14 protein-coding genes are annotated in these 15,514 nt (G+C 53.4%); 9 read left to right on the top strand and 5 right to left on the bottom strand.

The genetic code is table 11. From position 1 onward, the window contains the following. Window positions 1–26: 26 nt before the first annotated feature. The 4 genes from WN16_RS07730 to hrpB all read right to left on the bottom strand — a co-directional run bounded on the left by WN16_RS07730 (window position 27) and on the right by hrpB (window position 7,042). Window positions 27–740 carry a molecular chaperone gene (locus WN16_RS07730; RefSeq protein ID WP_165488874.1) on the bottom strand — a complete coding sequence of 238 codons (714 nt, stop codon included), beginning with the start codon at window positions 738–740 and terminating at the stop codon, window positions 27–29. A gap of 50 nt (window positions 741–790) precedes the next feature. Then, window positions 791–1,333 (bottom strand): fimbrial protein, encoded by a 543-nt coding sequence (locus WN16_RS07725; protein WP_003845782.1) that lies wholly within the window; start codon window positions 1,331–1,333, stop codon window positions 791–793. A 564-nt stretch (window positions 1,334–1,897) separates the two neighbouring features. Next, entirely contained in the window at window positions 1,898–4,435 is a 2,538-nt protein-coding gene (gene mrcB / locus WN16_RS07715; protein ID WP_103790810.1) for a bifunctional glycosyl transferase/transpeptidase, read from the bottom strand. Between the two features lie 177 nt (window positions 4,436–4,612). Further along, on the bottom strand, window positions 4,613–7,042 hold the full coding sequence (hrpB, locus tag WN16_RS07710; protein WP_044698965.1) for an ATP-dependent helicase HrpB: 2,430 nt from the start codon (window positions 7,040–7,042) through the stop codon (window positions 4,613–4,615). Between the two features lie 73 nt (window positions 7,043–7,115). Between hrpB and thpR the strand changes: the two genes are divergently transcribed. The 9 genes from thpR (at window position 7,116) to panD (ending at window position 14,275) form a co-directional block, all read left to right on the top strand. Next, on the top strand, window positions 7,116–7,646 hold the full coding sequence (gene thpR / locus WN16_RS07705; protein ID WP_003018620.1) for an RNA 2',3'-cyclic phosphodiesterase: 531 nt from the start codon (window positions 7,116–7,118) through the stop codon (window positions 7,644–7,646). A gap of 15 nt (window positions 7,647–7,661) precedes the next feature. Beyond that, window positions 7,662–8,366 carry a DNA/RNA nuclease SfsA gene (gene sfsA, locus WN16_RS07700; protein WP_003837495.1) on the top strand — a complete coding sequence of 235 codons (705 nt, stop codon included), beginning with the start codon at window positions 7,662–7,664 and terminating at the stop codon, window positions 8,364–8,366. Between the two features lie 177 nt (window positions 8,367–8,543). After that, window positions 8,544–8,999: an RNA polymerase-binding protein DksA gene (gene dksA, locus WN16_RS07695; RefSeq protein ID WP_003018625.1), complete on the top strand. Its 456-nt coding sequence runs from the start codon at window positions 8,544–8,546 to the stop codon at window positions 8,997–8,999. 70 nt (window positions 9,000–9,069) lie between these two features. Then, window positions 9,070–9,966: a tRNA glutamyl-Q(34) synthetase GluQRS gene (gene gluQRS, locus WN16_RS07690; protein ID WP_016149569.1), complete on the top strand. Its 897-nt coding sequence runs from the start codon at window positions 9,070–9,072 to the stop codon at window positions 9,964–9,966. A 71-nt stretch (window positions 9,967–10,037) separates the two neighbouring features. Continuing rightward, window positions 10,038–11,435 (top strand): polynucleotide adenylyltransferase PcnB, encoded by a 1,398-nt coding sequence (gene pcnB / locus WN16_RS07685; RefSeq protein WP_203237415.1) that lies wholly within the window; start codon window positions 10,038–10,040, stop codon window positions 11,433–11,435. After that, a complete protein-coding gene (gene folK, locus WN16_RS07680) occupies window positions 11,432–11,911 on the top strand; it encodes a 2-amino-4-hydroxy-6-hydroxymethyldihydropteridine diphosphokinase (RefSeq protein ID WP_003837487.1) in 480 nt (159 codons plus the stop codon). The genes pcnB and folK overlap by 4 nt, the downstream gene beginning before the upstream one ends. A 120-nt stretch (window positions 11,912–12,031) precedes the next feature. Next, a complete protein-coding gene (panB, locus tag WN16_RS07675; RefSeq protein WP_003018636.1) occupies window positions 12,032–12,823 on the top strand; it encodes a 3-methyl-2-oxobutanoate hydroxymethyltransferase in 792 nt (263 codons plus the stop codon). 121 nt (window positions 12,824–12,944) lie between these two features. Next, window positions 12,945–13,799 (top strand): pantoate--beta-alanine ligase, encoded by an 855-nt coding sequence (gene panC / locus WN16_RS07670; protein ID WP_003018638.1) that lies wholly within the window; start codon window positions 12,945–12,947, stop codon window positions 13,797–13,799. Between the two features lie 95 nt (window positions 13,800–13,894). Continuing rightward, the gene (panD, locus tag WN16_RS07665; protein ID WP_003018640.1) at window positions 13,895–14,275 is read left to right on the top strand and encodes an aspartate 1-decarboxylase; all 381 of its coding nucleotides are present in this window, start codon (window positions 13,895–13,897) and stop codon (window positions 14,273–14,275) included. Window positions 14,276–14,281: 6 nt separating this feature from the next. Here the strand turns inward: panD and WN16_RS07660 are convergent, their stop codons facing one another. Next, a complete protein-coding gene (locus WN16_RS07660) occupies window positions 14,282–15,511 on the bottom strand; it encodes a polysaccharide deacetylase family protein (protein ID WP_003837485.1) in 1,230 nt (409 codons plus the stop codon). Window positions 15,512–15,514: the final 3 nt, after the last annotated feature.

Below are 15,514 nucleotides of genomic sequence, written 5' to 3'. Positions count from 1 at the left end.
CACCCCATAACTCATCGATAGCTGATTTACAGCGACTGTTTACGCTGTTCGGTTTCTGAGCCAAAATCATTAATTGCGGTCCAGACAACGTTGCCTTTTACTGCCGATGGCAGCGGAAAACGCTGCTCACCAAATGGAGCGACCATCATCGTTAATGCCGTCGGAGAGGACTGGTTTGTAGCCGGTTTAATCGCTTTTCCCGCCACAGAGATCTGTCCGAAGGTGACATAGAAGGGTGTGGGGTTTTTCACCACCAGTTGATTTTGATGGCGGCTAAATTGCAACGATTGCCAGGCCATTTTTGCCTCGTCTTCTGTCAATGAGGCCGGGCGATAAAACAGTTTTAATTTAGTTTTAATGGCAAATTGTAACGTGTTCTTGTCATGCAATTCTTCTGGGATCGCTGCAACAGATTTGATGTTCGCCATAAATAATGACTCACGATCCTGAGGCAGCGCCGATTTATTTCCGGTATAAACCACGTGTAGCAGCGTCTGGCGGTTTTCGTCCAATTTGTAAATTGGCGGTGTCATAATAAATGGCGCTTTGCTGTCATCAATATTACTGACCCAGCTCTGCACCAGATAACGTTTATCATTATCTTTATTTTTTAAAGCAATCTGTACTTCAGATTGGTTAGCCGGATATATAATTCGTGTGCCACCCACTACTACGCCAGCTTGAACCGAATTTAATCCCGAGGTTAATATAAGTATTAATGCTGTGATAAGTCGTTTCATCTTTCCATTCCATTGAAATACTGGCCCTGCCTGGGCCAGGTTTATGATGATTAACGATAAAGCAGAGTATAGGTCGCTTGTGCGGTATAATCACCGGTAGTTGGTAAAGTGCTACCAACCTGGATAACCTCAGCTTTATAATTAAAAACCACGCTCTCGCCGTTAGTCTTATTCAGTGCCGCTTCAGGATCTGAGCCATCAAATTTCACGTAGTTGCTGCTCCCTTCTGGAAGCATACGTACCCCGAGGTTCTGCGCAGTCCCTGTCGCCTGCAAGACTTCATCGTCGTATCCGGCAATACGCGTCCCATCAAATTTGATATTGAGGTTGGCAACCGCAGCATCACATTCTGTCAGCGTAATCGCAAAAGATTGCGTGTCGCCGACTTTTTTATCTTCGCCAAACGCAGTTTGTGAAAGGTTGTTAAACGTCACAGTACCGTTTGTCGCTGTACCGTTTACATCCACTTTGCAACTATCGGGAAGAATTTTCCCATTAAACGTTACCGTCCCGGTATCAACGGCAAAAGCAGATGTTGCTACAGTTGCCATTGCACCACTGACAAGCAACGAGATGATAATTTTTTTGCACATAACGTATTCCTTACATATGTTCACAAAAATCAATGAAGAGAAAAGTTAACACAGAGGGGAAATAGACAATGGCTGGAGATGTGCTGGAATATAAAATCAACAACATCATAGATATAATATATCTTTATCAACTCATTCAGTTTAAAACATTCCCTTGTGTCATCTATTCTACGTACCATAATGAATAAAAGCTAATCAACGCATTCACCAAAATTAAAGAAACAACACACAACATCTTGTTTTAGCAGAACAATTTATGAAAACAATATTTTCTTAATGGTGATTTAAGCCAGCATGAACATATTCATAAAAACAATATTACTCACATATAAATACGGGCAGACAATAAAAAAATGCAGAAAAAATAGAATAAAATCAACCAACCGATGATATATACAAAAAAATAATATATTGAATTTATGATTAAACAGAAAATATAGGCAGGAAACACCATCACTGTTCACCCTATCCTGAGCTTGCTATACAGACCGAAATGCGAATACCACAAGAGGGAGAATTCCCCCACATCAGCAGGCACCGATGCGGGGGAGGACAGCTAAAAAATCAGTTACCGCCAAACATATCTTTTATCCAACCAGCCACGCCATCGCTGTCTTTCTTCTCTTGCTGCGGCGGTTGCTGCTGTTGAGGCTGCTGCTGCGGCTGTTGAGAAGATTGATCGAACGGATTCCCCGACTGCTGCAGCATTTCACCCTGCTGACACAGCGAATCAGGATCGGTGGTCCATACCGGAAGCGTGCGCATCCCGCCGCTACAAACGAAGTTACCGTCGTAGTCTACGCCCATATCCACCACATCCTCCGGTGGCGTCAGCACCAGCGGTGTTGGCGTCTGGTTAGCCAGATAACGCTGATAAATAGACATCGCGCCGCTGGCACCGTACAGCTTGGTTGGCTGGTTGTTATCGCGGCCCACCCAGGTGATGGTCACCTGGCTGCCGTCGATCCCGGCAAACCAGGTATCCACGTTGTTGTTGGTGGTCCCGGTTTTCCCTGCCAGATGCAAGCCAGGATATTTCGCGCCAAGCTGACGACCCGTACCACGCTGAACCACCTGCTGCATGGTCCACAGCGTCATATACGCCGCCTGCGCCGGAACGGCACGCTCAGCCTGCGGGAAGCTCTGGTACAGCACGGTACCATCTTCGGCAATCACCGAACGCAGCGCCGACAACGGCGCACGGTTCCCGCCGCTGGCGATAGTCTGGAACGCCTGCGCTACTTCGATTGGCGTCAGGTTCAACGCCCCCAGCAGCATGGCCGGAACCGGGTTAAGCTGATCTTTCGGCGCGCCCAGTTTCAACCAGGTATCGGTCACGGCAGGCAAGCCCAGCGCCATCCCCAGATTTACCGTCGGTACGTTCATGGAGCGGGTTAACGCATCCACCAGCATCACTCTTCCGCTTTCGCTATAGCGACGGTCATCGTTCTGCGGTGACCACACCTGGCCGTTCGGCTGGCGCAGCGCAATCGGCGCATCAGCAATCCAGGTATTCAGGCGGTAAAGCTTCGGCTGGCTGAGCGCAGTCAGATAGGTCGCCGGCTTCGCCAGAGAACCAATCGAACGACGCGCCTGCATCGCACGGTTATAGCCCGCGAACTGCGGCTCTGCCCCGCCAACCATGGCGCGAACTTCGCCACTGAATCGGTCAACCACCACAATCGCGGTTTCCAGATCGCTCAGCTTACGCTGTTTCTTCAGCACCGGAATGCCTTCCACCGCCGCTTTTTCCGCAGCGTCCTGCGCCACGGAATCAAAGGTGGTGAAAATTTTCACGCCGGAGAGATCTTTAACTTTATCGCCCAGCTTCGCCTGAAGCTCCTGACGCACCATCTGCATAAAGGCTGGCTGTGGCGAGATCACTCCACCACGCGGCTGTACGCCTAACGGACGCGCGCTCAGCATGTCATACAGATCCTGATCGATGATCTGCTGCTGTTGCAGCAAACGCAGCACGAGGTTACGACGCTCCAGCGCCAGCTTCGGATTACGCCATGGGTTATAGATTGACGCCCCTTTAACCATCCCCACCAGCAACGCCTGCTGGTCGAGACTCAGTTCTTCCACCGGACGACCGAAATAATAGAGGCTCGCCAGCGGGAAGCCGCGAATTTCATTATCGCCGCTTTGACCGAGATAGACTTCGTTCATGTACAGTTCAAGAATGCGATCTTTGCTGTAACGCGCATCCATCAGCAGCGCCATGTAGGCTTCGTTGGCCTTACGCCAGTAAGAACGTTCGCTAGACAGGAACAAGTTCTTCACCAGTTGCTGAGTCAGCGTACTCGCCCCCTGCACCGTGCGACCGGCCGTCAGGTTGGCCAGCACCGCACGACCAATCGAGTAGATGCTGACGCCATCATGCTCATAGAAGTGACGGTCTTCGGTTGCCAGCAGCGTATCTACCAGCAGATCCGGGAATCCACTGCGCGGGACAAACAGGCGCTGCTCGCCGTTAGGTGAAGAGAGCATGGTAATCAGGCGTGGATCGAGACGGAAGAAACCGAACTGGCGGTTGTTATCCATATTCTCGATAGTGTCCAGATGATCGCCATCAAAGGTCAGACGTGCGCGCACCTGCCCTTCTTTACTGTCCGGGAAGTCAAACGGACGACGAATCATCTCAATGCTCTTCGCCTGTACGGTGAATTCGCCCGGACGCGTCATCTTCGAGACCTGACGATACTGCGTGGCCTCCAGCAGCTTCACCATCTCGTTCTTGCCGATGGGCATTTCTGGCTCGAGGTTAACCATGCGGCCATATACTGCCGCCGGAAGCTGCCAGACTTTACCGTCGATACGGCTACGGATTTTTTGGTCCAGATAGACGCCGTAAATAGCGATCAGCACCAAAAAAACAATCGACAGTTTTACCAGCAGCCAGAACCAGCCGCGTTTACCACGAGGCTTACGCCCTTTGCCTTTACCCTTACGCGGCATCGGTTCTTCATCCTCATAGTCATCATCATCATAATCGTCGTCATACTCTTCATCTCTGAGTTGACGACGGCTCACCTTTTGTTTCACTGGACGTGAGGGTTTCCCTTTACGTCCAATTGGCTCGCGGTCATTCCCCGCCATGCTTTTTCTCCGCAACATTCAGGCGCAAAGGCCCGATTCTCTGTTCTTCCGTCCTGCGACAGAAGAAGAAATCTCTCAATTTTCAGCTGTATTCATGCCGGATGGCGGCGTAAAACGCCTTATCCGGCCTACGTTCGCCCTGATAAGCGCAGCGCCATCAGGCAACCACGCATACAGCTATGAATACTTTTTGGTGCGCCGCGTTGGCGCGGTATTCGCCGGATCGTCCGGCCAGACATGTTTGGGATAACGCCCTTTCATCTCTTTTTGCACCTCGCGGTACGATCCCTGCCAGAACGCGCTTAGATCGCTCGTCACCTGTAGCGGTCTTTGGGCCGGAGACAACAGCTCCAGTACCAGCGGCACGCGTCCCTGGGCGATAGTCGGGGTGTTTGCTTCACCAAACATTTCCTGCATCCGAACGGCCAACACAGGAGGATTATCCTCATGATAGCGAATGGCAATCCGACTTCCCGTTGGCACAGTGTAATGCGCTGGCAGTTCACTATCCAGACGTTGCAGCATTGACCAGTCCAGCAAACCGCGCAATGCCTGACCCACATTGAGTGCTTTTAACGCGCGTAAAGAGTGCACACCGCTCATGTGCGGCAGCAGCCAGAGCTCCAGCGTATTCAGCAGAGAATCCTCATCTACCGCAGGCCAGTCGTACTCCGGTAACCAGTTTGCCGCACATTGCAAACGCAGCCGAAACTGCTCGGCCTCCGGCGTCCAGTTGAGCACACTTAGCCCTTTATCGCGAATACCATTCAGCATCGCCTGGTGTAGTTCCTCTTCCGAGGGCTTGGCCAGCGGCTGTACTTTTACCGTCAACTGGCCGATACGCGACCGACGCAGTGCCTTTAATGTTCCCTGGGCTTCATCCCATTCGATGGTGTCGGACTGTTGCAGCAGTTCAGGACACGTCTGCATCAACGCTTCAATATCCAGCGGCAACGCTAACAAAATACGCGCATCTGGCGATGCGCTACCCTGCAGTAACAGCGGCGCTATCAGCCACTCATGGCGCCCCAGGGCGTCATCGGCATCCAGCATCGCGCCCATGCCGTTGGCCAGTTGATAGCGCCCTTCTTGTCCACGTCGACGGGCGATCCGATCGGCAAACGCTTGCGCCAGCAACAAAGGGAGCAACGCGATGTCGGGCTGCCCGCTGCGTACGTTAAGCCGTTTCAATAATTGTTGACTGCGCTGCTGCCAGGCGGGCTGATTTCGTGAAAACGCCACAGCTAAATCGGTGCTGCCCCCGCGCGGCGGCTCTTCCAGAATTGCGGCCAGTTTTGCGGCCGATGCCGCTTCATCGTCATTTTTGGTGCTAACCAGCATAGCCGCTAAACGGGGATCATTACCCAAAGCCGCCATTTTCTGCCCACGGGCACTGAGCCTGTCGCCCTCAAGCGCGCCCAGCATCTGCAACAGCCGTTTTGCCGCCTGCAGGTTAATAGCGGGCGGCGTATCCAGCCAGTTCAGTTGCTCAGGATCGGTACATCCCCATTGCAGCAGCTCCATCAGTAGTCCGGACAGATCGCTCTGTAATATCTCAGGCTCTCCCTGCGCCGCCGCTCTTTCCGCCTGCTCTTTGGCAAGCAAATGTAGGCAGATACCTGGCTCCAGACGACCAGCTCGCCCGGCTCGCTGTGTCATCGATGCCTGGCTAATGCGCTGGGTAATCAACCGCGTTAAACCGGTACGCGCGTCATAGCGCGCCACGCGCTCCTGGGCGCAATCCACCACCAACCGGATGCCTTCAATCGTTAAGCTGGTTTCGGCAATATTGGTCGCCAGCACCACTTTGCGCTTACCTTGCGGCGCGGGCAAAATCGCCTGACGCTGCTCAGCCAGCGTCAACGCGCCGTACAATGGACATAACACAACATCGCCGCCCACACGCGTTGCCAGTTGTTCCTGCACGCGCAGGATTTCCCCAACGCCCGGTAAAAACAGCAGCAGCGACCCGCTTTCATGGCGCAGTAGCTCCGCCGTCGCTATCGCCACCGCTTCGTCAAAACGCAGATGTGCCGCCAGCGGCTGATACCGTCGCTCGACCGGGAATGTGCGGCCTTCAGAGATAATCATGGGCGCATCGGGCAATAACTGCTGCAAGCGCCCGTTATCGAGCGTTGCGGACATGATCAATAGTTTCAGATCGTCACGAAGACCTTGCTGTACATCCAGCAACAGCGCCAGCGCCAGGTCGGCCTGCAGGCTCCGTTCGTGAAATTCATCGAGGATCACTAACCCGACGCCAGTGAGTTCGGGATCGCGCTGGATCATGCGCGTCAGGACGCCTTCCGTCACAACTTCCAGCCGGGTCTGCGACCCCACGCAGCTTTGCGCGCGCATGCGATAACCCACGGTCTCACCGGGCTTTTCGTTCAGCAACTCCGCCAGCCGCTGCGCCACGTTGCGTGCTGCCAGACGGCGCGGCTCCAGCAAAATAATCCGCCCCTTGATGCCACCATGTTCAAGCAGTCGCAACGGCAGCCAGGTCGATTTCCCGGCACCGGTCGGCGCGGTCAGCAGCACCTGCGGCGAGGCATCAAGGGCGGTAAGCAGTTCAGGCACTACGGCGGCAACGGGCAACGACGTCACAAATAGCTCCAGAGGGTTAACATTCTTCGCGCTGCATTGTAGCATCGCGTTAATTCATAACCGAGTATCCATCATGTCTGAGCCAAAAAGGCTGTTCTTTGCGATTGAATTGCCTGGCGCAATCCGTGAGCCAATTGTTCACTGGCGTGCGGAGCAGTTCCCCGCAGAAGCCGGGCGTCCCGTTGCGGCAGAAAACCTGCATCTGACGCTGGCCTTTTTAGGTGATGTCAGCGCAGAGAAGCAACAGGCGTTGTCGCAACTAGCCGGACGCATTCGCCAGCCAGGTTTTACGCTCAAACTGGATGATGCCGGGCAATGGCTGCGCTCGCGGGTCGTGTGGCTGGGGATGCGTCAGCCGCCGCGCGGACTGTTACAACTGGCGAATATGCTGCGGGCGCAGGCCGCGCGCAGCGGGTGTTATCAAAGCCCGCAGCCGTTTCACCCACATATCACGCTGCTGCGCGATGCCGGACACGCGGTTCCCATCCCCCCACCGGGCTTTGGCTGGTCATTTCCGGTCACGGAGTTCGCACTTTACTCCTCTTCATTCGCACGAGGACGCACGCGTTATACGCAGCTGCAACGCTGGACGCTGACTGAATAATTAAAGGGACTATTTATGCAATTTTCTCCACCTTTACAACCTGCAACGCTCATCCAGCGCTACAAGCGTTTTTTAGCGGATGTGATCACACCGGATGGCTCAACGTTAACGTTACACTGCCCAAATACTGGCGCGATGACCGGATGTGCCACCCCGGGTGACACCGTCTGGTATTCGACATCAGAAAATACTAAACGGAAATATCCACATACCTGGGAATTAACGCAAACCCAATCCGGGGCATTTATTTGTGTTAACACGCTGTGGGCCAATAGATTAACGAAAGAGGCGATTCAGCAGTCGCTAATTTCAGAAGTTTCAGGCTACAGCGTCTTGAAAAGTGAAGTAAAATACGGCGCCGAAGGGAGCCGTATCGACTTTTTGTTACAGGCAGATTCCCGACCTGACTGCTATATTGAAGTGAAATCAGTCACGTTGGCGGAAAAAGAGCAGGGTTATTTTCCCGATGCCATCACTGAACGAGGTCAGAAGCATCTTCGGGAATTGATGAGCGTAGCGGCTGAAGGCAAGCGGGCAGTGATATTTTTCGCCGTGCTGCATTCAGCTATTACACGGTTTTCACCCGCGCACCATATCGATGCAAAATATGCGCAATTATTAGTTGAGGCACAGCTTAAGGGGGTAGAAATTCTGGTTTATAAAGCGGAACTTTCTGCCCATGGCATGACTCTTAAAGAGCCGTTGCCCATTACCTTGTAATGGTGTAAACATTTGGTTAATTAGTATTCTGGACGCGTGGGCAAATACGCTTTTCCTCACAGGGTTGTCAAGTGTTACGTTTAGATAATTGCTATCCGGAAAAGCATCTGCTATTTATAGCGACCTGATTTTTCCCCCGAACATGGGGATCGATAGTGCGTGTTAAGGAGAAGCAACATGCAAGAAGGGCAAAACCGTAAAACATCGTCCCTGAGTATTCTCGCCATCGCTGGGGTGGAGCCGTACCAGGAGAAACCGGGCGAAGAGTATATGAACGAAGCCCAGCTGTCGCACTTCAGGCGTATTCTTGAGGCATGGCGTAATCAACTTAGGGATGAAGTTGATCGCACCGTATCTCATATGCAAGACGAAGCGGCTAACTTCCCTGATCCGGTGGACCGCGCCGCGCAGGAAGAAGAATTCAGCCTTGAGCTGCGTAACCGTGACCGTGAGCGCAAACTGATCAAAAAGATCGAGAAGACGCTGAAGAAGGTAGAAGACGAAGATTTCGGCTACTGCGAATCGTGCGGCGTAGAAATTGGTATTCGCCGTCTGGAAGCGCGTCCGACAGCCGATCTGTGTATCGACTGCAAAACGCTGGCAGAAATCCGCGAAAAACAGATGGCAGGTTAATTCCGGTCATTTTTACCACGTTTACTACAGGCGGGAGTTTCTCCCGCCTTATTATTTGTCAGTCCGTAAAATGAGCGATTCACACTATATTGGCCGCTTCGCCCCTTCCCCCTCCGGCGAACTGCACTTCGGTTCACTGATTGCCGCCCTCGGCAGTTACCTGCAGGCTCGTGCCCGGCGCGGAATCTGGCGAGTACGCATTGAAGATATTGATCCCCCTCGTGAAGTTCCCGGTGCCGCAGATACGATCCTGCGTCAGCTGGAACATTACGGCCTGCACTGGGATGGCGATATTTTATGGCAATCCCAACGCCATGAAGCCTACCGCGAGGCGCTTACCTGGCTGCATCAGCAGGATCTGAGCTATTACTGCACCTGCACGCGAGCGCGTATTCAAAGCGTCGGCGGTATTTACGACGGTCACTGCCGTGAGTTACGCCTCGGGCCAGAACAGGCGGCCGTCCGTATTAAACAACGCCATCCCGTGATGCAGTTTACTGACCGGCTACGCGGTGTGATTCAGGCTGACCCGCAACTTGCTGGTGAAGATTTTATCATCCACCGCCGCGACGGGCTGTTTGCCTATAACCTCGCCGTGGTAGTTGATGACCACTTTCAGGGCGTAACGGAGATTGTTCGCGGCGCCGATCTCATCGAACCCACGGTGCGGCAAATCTCTTTGTATCAGCAGTTTGGCTGGCAAGCGCCTGACTATATTCATCTTCCGCTGGCGCTCAACGAACAAGGCGCTAAACTTTCAAAACAAAATCATGCACCTGCGCTACCACAAGGCGATCCGCGCCCGGTGATTATTGCCGCGCTACGCTTTCTCGGCCAGCGTGCCGATATCCCGTGGCAGGAGATGCGTGTGGACCAGATCCTGGCGTTTGCCGTTGAGAACTGGCGTCTGACAACAGTGCCTGAATCAGTGATCTTAAATCCGGCATTCTCAAATGCGCCACGCTGAGCTATGATTAGCCGCTATTTTTACACAGCAACACTTGTTCTGATTGAAGTTTGACACTACCGAGGTGCACTATTTTTACCCGAGTCGCTAATTTTTGCCGCAAGGTGCTAAGCCGCGAGGAGCGCGAGGCTGAGCTCGCCGTCGCCCGTCCACATATGACGGTAATTCCGCGTGAGCAGCACTCTATCTCCCGCAAAGATATCAGTGAAAATGCCCTGAAGGTAATGTACAGGCTCAATAAGGCCGGATACGAGGCATGGCTGGTTGGCGGTGGTGTACGCGATCTTTTGCTGGGCAAAAAGCCGAAAGATTTTGATGTCACTACTAACGCAACGCCGGATCAGGTGCGTAAACTGTTTCGTAACTGTCGCCTGGTCGGTCGCCGTTTCCGTCTGGCTCATGTCATGTTCGGCCCAGAAATTATCGAAGTGGCGACGTTCCGCGGCCATCATGAAGGCAGCGAAGCCGATCGTACCACGTCGCAACGCGGGCAAAACGGTATGTTGCTGCGCGACAACATCTTCGGCTCCATTGAAGAAGATGCCCAACGTCGCGATTTCACGATAAACAGCCTGTATTACAGCGTGGCCGATTTCACCGTGCGTGATTACGTCGGCGGTATGCAGGACCTCGAAGAGGGCATCATTCGCCTGATCGGTAATCCGGAAACGCGCTATCGCGAAGATCCCGTGCGTATGCTGCGCGCCGTGCGCTTTGCCGCCAAGCTCGACATGCGTATCAGCCCGGAAACCGCAGAGCCGATCCCGCGTCTGGCAACGCTGCTGAACGACATTCCTCCCGCACGCCTGTTTGAAGAAGCACTTAAGCTGTTACAGGCGGGCTATGGGTATGAAACCTATAAAAAACTGCGTGAGTACAGCCTGTTCCAGCCGCTGTTCCCAACCATTACACGCTACTTCACCGAAGACGGTGACAGCCCGATGGAACGCATTATCGCTCAGGTGCTGAAGAATACCGATAACCGCATTAACAATGATATGCGCGTTAACCCGGCGTTCTTGTTCGCCGCGATGTTCTGGTATCCGTTACTGGAAGCCGCGCAGAAAATTGCGCAAGAAAGCGGTTTGGCTTACTACGACGCTTTCGCGCTGGCAATGAACGACGTGCTGGACGAAGCCTGCCGCTCGCTGGCGATCCCGAAACGTCTGACCTCGCTAACCCGCGATATCTGGCAGTTGCAATTACGTATGTCCCGTCGTCAGGGTAAACGCGCCTGGAAGCTGATGGAACATCCAAAGTTCCGCGCAGCTTACGACCTGTTAGCACTGCGTGCCGAAGTAGAACACAACGCTGAACTGCAGCGACTGGCGAAATGGTGGGGTGAATTCCAGGTTTCCGCGCCGCCGGAACAAAAAGGCATGCTGAACGAACTGGATGAAGAGCCTGACGTACGCCGTCGCCATCGCCGCCCGCGTAAGCGTGCGCCGCGTCGCGAAGGTAGCGCGTGACCGTCGTTTATATCGCCATCGGCAGTAATTTAGCTTCTCCCCTGGAGCAGGTGAATGCTGCCGTGCAAGCGATCGGCGAAATCCCTGACAGCCGTATCGTTGCGGTTTCTTCGTTTTATCGCACCCCCCCGTTGGGTCCACAGGATCAGCCCGACTATCTGAACGCCGCCGTGGCGCTGGATACCGCTCTCGCCCCCGAAGCGTTGCTGGATCATACCCAGCGAATTGAACTGCAACAGGGCCGGGTGCGCAAAGCTGAACGTTGGGGACCGCGAACGCTGGACCTCGATATTATGCTGTTTGGCGATGAAGTGATTAACACCGAACGCCTGACCGTGCCGCACTACGACATGAAAAACCGTGGTTTTATGCTGTGGCCGTTATTTGAAATCGCACCTGAGCTTATTTTTCCGGATGGAATCAGACTGCATCAGCACCTCACCCATCTTGGTACTGCAAAACCTGCACACTGGTAAAGTATCTCCTCCCCTTTAGCGTTTACTGCTTTAGCGCCAAACGATTGCTTAAAACAATTGCCCCCCTGAATGTGACTGTTAGAATGCCGATAAATATGACTTTCATCATCAGGAAATGTTATGAAACCCACTACCATTTCACTGCTGCAGAAATGCAAGCAAGAGAAAAAACGCTTCGCGACAATTACCGCCTACGACTACAGCTTTGCCAAACTATTTGCTGACGAGGGCATTAACGTGATGCTGGTTGGCGACTCGCTGGGCATGACGATCCAGGGGCATGACTCCACTCTGCCTGTCACCGTTGACGATATCGCCTACCACACTCGCGCTGTGCGTCGCGGCGCCCCTAACTGTCTACTGCTTTCCGATCTCCCATTTATGACGTACGCCACCCCGGAACAGGCGTTTGAAAACGCCGCGGTGGTTATGCGTGCGGGCGCCAACATGGTCAAAATTGAAGGCGGCGCGTGGCTGGTTGATACGGTGAAAATGCTCACCGAACGCGCCGTACCGGTTTGCGGCCATCTGGGGTTAACCCCGCAGTCGGTGAACGTGTTTGGCGGCTATAAAATTCAGGGCCGCGGCGATGCCGGACAAGTGCTGCTGGATGACGCGCTGGCCTTAGAAGCCGCTGGCGCTCAGCTGTTGGTGCTGGAGTGCGTGCCGGTTGAGTTGGCGAAGCGCGTCACTGAAGCACTTTCTATTCCGGTTATCGGTATTGGCGCAGGTAACGTCACCGACGGGCAAATTCTCGTCATGCACGATGCGTTTGGCATTACCGGTGGTCATATCCCGAAATTTGCGAAGAATTTCCTCAATGAAGCAGGCGACATGCGCGCCGCAGTGCGGCAGTATATGACTGAAGTGGAGTCCGGCGTTTACCCGGGCGAAGAACACAGCTTCCATTAATTTATCCGCCAGCACGCCATTACGCCGGATGGTGACGCTACGCGCCTTATCCGGCCTACATCTTCACACGTAGGCCTGATAAGCGAAGCGCCATCAGGCATCGTATTTAAGGAGTCTTGTTGTGTTAATTATTGAAACCCTGCCGCTGCTGCGCCAGCATATTCGTCGTCTGCGTCAGGAAGGTAAACGCATCGCACTGGTTCCCACCATGGGAAATCTGCACGACGGCCATATGAAGCTGGTCGATGAGGCAAAAGCCCGGGCTGATGTGGTAATCGCCAGCATTTTCGTCAACCCGATGCAGTTTGACCGACCGGACGATCTGGTGCGTTATCCGCGCACACTGCAGGAAGATTGTGAAAAGCTGAACAAGCGCAAAGTCGATTATGTTTTTGCACCAGCCGTTGAGGAAATCTATCCACAGGGTCTGGAAGGCCAGACTTTTGTTGAGGTTCCCGGTCTCTCCACCATGCTGGAAGGCGCCAGCCGTCCGGGCCATTTCCGCGGCGTTTCCACTATCGTCAGCAAGCTGTTCAACCTTATCCAGCCTGACCTCGCCTGCTTCGGCGAGAAAGATTTCCAGCAGTTGGCGCTGATCCGCAAAATGGTGGCGGATATGGGTTATGACATTGAGATCGTTGGCGTGCCGATTATTCGCGCCAAAGACGGCCTGGCGCTTAGCTCACGTAACGGTTATCTGACCGCAGAACAGCGTAAAATTGCGCCGGGTCTGCACAAAGTGATGAATAGCATCGCAGAAAAACTGATTGCGGGTAATCGTGAGTTGCAGGAGATTATTGCTATTGCCGAGCAGGAGCTGAATGAAAAAGGCTTCCGCGCCGACGATATTCAGATTCGTGATGCCGACACGCTGCTGGAGCTGACGGAAACCAGCAAACGCGCGGTGATTCTGGCTGCCGCCTGGCTGGGTCAGGCGCGTCTGATCGATAATCAAAGCGTTACATTAGCCCAGTAGACAGGGGTTAAAAATCGGGCAATACTGCCTGAGAATTTCTCAAAGCAGGCCAGTTTCGTCTGCTTAGCCAAGGTAAACGACAGGGTATAGAAGTTATGATTCGCACCATGCTGCAAGGCAAGCTCCACCGCGTAAAAGTCACGCAGGCGGACCTGCATTACGAAGGCTCCTGCGCCATCGACCAGGATTTCCTCGATGCCTCAGGTATTCTGGAAAACGAAGCTATTGATATCTGGAACGTAACCAACGGTAAACGTTTCTCAACCTATGCAATTGCGGCTGAACGCGGCTCCAGAATCATCTCGGTGAACGGAGCAGCAGCGCATTGCGCTGATGTTGGCGATATTGTAATTATCGCCAGCTTCGTCACCATGTCTGACGAAGAAGCCCGCACCTGGCGTCCGAAAGTGGCCTATTTTGAAGGCGACAACGAGATGAAGCGCACCGCGAAAGCTATTCCGGTACAGGTTGCCTGACAGTACTTACCCCTGCGGCTGATTGACTATCAGCCGCGACATCGTCTCCAGCGAATCCGTCCTTAAAATATAAAGCCTTTTCAATAAGAACTGATTATCTCCCGGCTTAACCTTCCCTCTCACCGTGGTGACCGCCATGTGGAATCCCGCGTCGCCTGCTGCTTTTACCGCCGTGGCGTTATAACCCCCAAACGGATACGAAAGATACAGAACGTGAGGATTAAACTGGGACAATGCCCGGCGCGAACGGGCGAAATCGAACAGAATATTATGATAGCTGCGACTCAGTAGGATCGGCCGGCGATTCGCATCAACCCGATGCAAAAAATGGGTATGCGACTGGAAGTCGAACACGTCCCGGATCTCGTTCAGTTCAGAGAGACTCATAAACTGCAGCGATTTCGGATCCCACTTCTGCGGGTGGCGCTTGATGCGTGAGGAGATGATAAACGCCGTGGCCTTCATGCCGTGCTGCTTCAAAATGGGGTAAGCATAACGGCTCACTGACTTGAGACCATCATCAAAAGTCAGCACCACCGCCCGCGCCGGGAGATTCATTTTATTCTGCACGTAGCCTTCCAGTTGATACATCGTCAACGTGGTGTAGCCGCGATCCTGGAGCCAGGCCATCTGGTTGCTGAAAGCGCGTACGGAGGTTGTAGTGGAGGTATGGCGAAAGCGGGTATTCTCTTCATCGCGCAAAATATGATGATAGGTTAACACCGGGATGCCGTTGTCTTCCTGCGCATCCAGCGCGCTAACATAGGCCAGTCGGCCACCAATGCGAATCTGGTACCAGGTCTGGTTGAGTCGGTCTTTAAGCTTGCTGATAATCGGATAACGCAGATTATCCGCCAGCACGCCAAACGGGGCGCTACCGACATCCGGAGCGTTATAAACCGATGTATCTTTCCAGGTTATCAGACTTTGGTTACTGAGCGGTTTATTGAGATCGCCCAGACCATCATCGACTTTCTGCCGCCCCTGAACGGGCTCCAGGTGTCCCTTATCAATAAACCCGGTGCCAAAACCAAAGGAAAATTCGTAATAGTCTGCCGCAATAGGCTCAACAGCGAGGATCTGCCCGGCGCGAATATTCCCAACCGTCACCATCTTATTGCCAATCTGCGCCCATACGGCGGCGGCTTCGGTGGTTTGCATATAACGAGCAGGCAAAGCCGCAGCGACGCTGCCAGAAAACAGGAGCAATAAAACAAGCAGAACGCGCATAACCATATG

It is taken from the genome of Citrobacter sp. ABFQG, from assembly GCF_004322975.1.
Lineage (GTDB): Bacteria > Pseudomonadota > Gammaproteobacteria > Enterobacterales > Enterobacteriaceae > Citrobacter > Citrobacter freundii.
Note: the sequence above shows the minus strand (reverse complement) of the source record. Positions and strands in the feature narration are given on the sequence as shown.

What these genes read in the sequence shown, in the direction of transcription:
- WN16_RS07730 (WP_165488874.1), bottom strand. Translation starts at nt 740, where the DNA reads ATGAAACGACTTATCACAGCATTAATACTTATATTAACCTCGGGATTA.
- WN16_RS07725 (WP_003845782.1), bottom strand. Translation starts at nt 1,333, where the DNA reads ATGTGCAAAAAAATTATCATCTCGTTGCTTGTCAGTGGTGCAATGGCA.
- panD (WP_003018640.1), top strand. Translation starts at nt 13,895, where the DNA reads ATGATTCGCACCATGCTGCAAGGCAAGCTCCACCGCGTAAAAGTCACG.
- mrcB (WP_103790810.1), bottom strand. Translation starts at nt 4,435, where the DNA reads ATGGCGGGGAATGACCGCGAGCCAATTGGACGTAAAGGGAAACCCTCA.
- sfsA (WP_003837495.1), top strand. Translation starts at nt 7,662, where the DNA reads ATGCAATTTTCTCCACCTTTACAACCTGCAACGCTCATCCAGCGCTAC.
- thpR (WP_003018620.1), top strand. Translation starts at nt 7,116, where the DNA reads ATGTCTGAGCCAAAAAGGCTGTTCTTTGCGATTGAATTGCCTGGCGCA.
- panB (WP_003018636.1), top strand. Translation starts at nt 12,032, where the DNA reads ATGAAACCCACTACCATTTCACTGCTGCAGAAATGCAAGCAAGAGAAA.
- WN16_RS07660 (WP_003837485.1), bottom strand. Translation starts at nt 15,511, where the DNA reads ATGGTTATGCGCGTTCTGCTTGTTTTATTGCTCCTGTTTTCTGGCAGC.
- dksA (WP_003018625.1), top strand. Translation starts at nt 8,544, where the DNA reads ATGCAAGAAGGGCAAAACCGTAAAACATCGTCCCTGAGTATTCTCGCC.
- gluQRS (WP_016149569.1), top strand. Translation starts at nt 9,070, where the DNA reads ATGAGCGATTCACACTATATTGGCCGCTTCGCCCCTTCCCCCTCCGGC.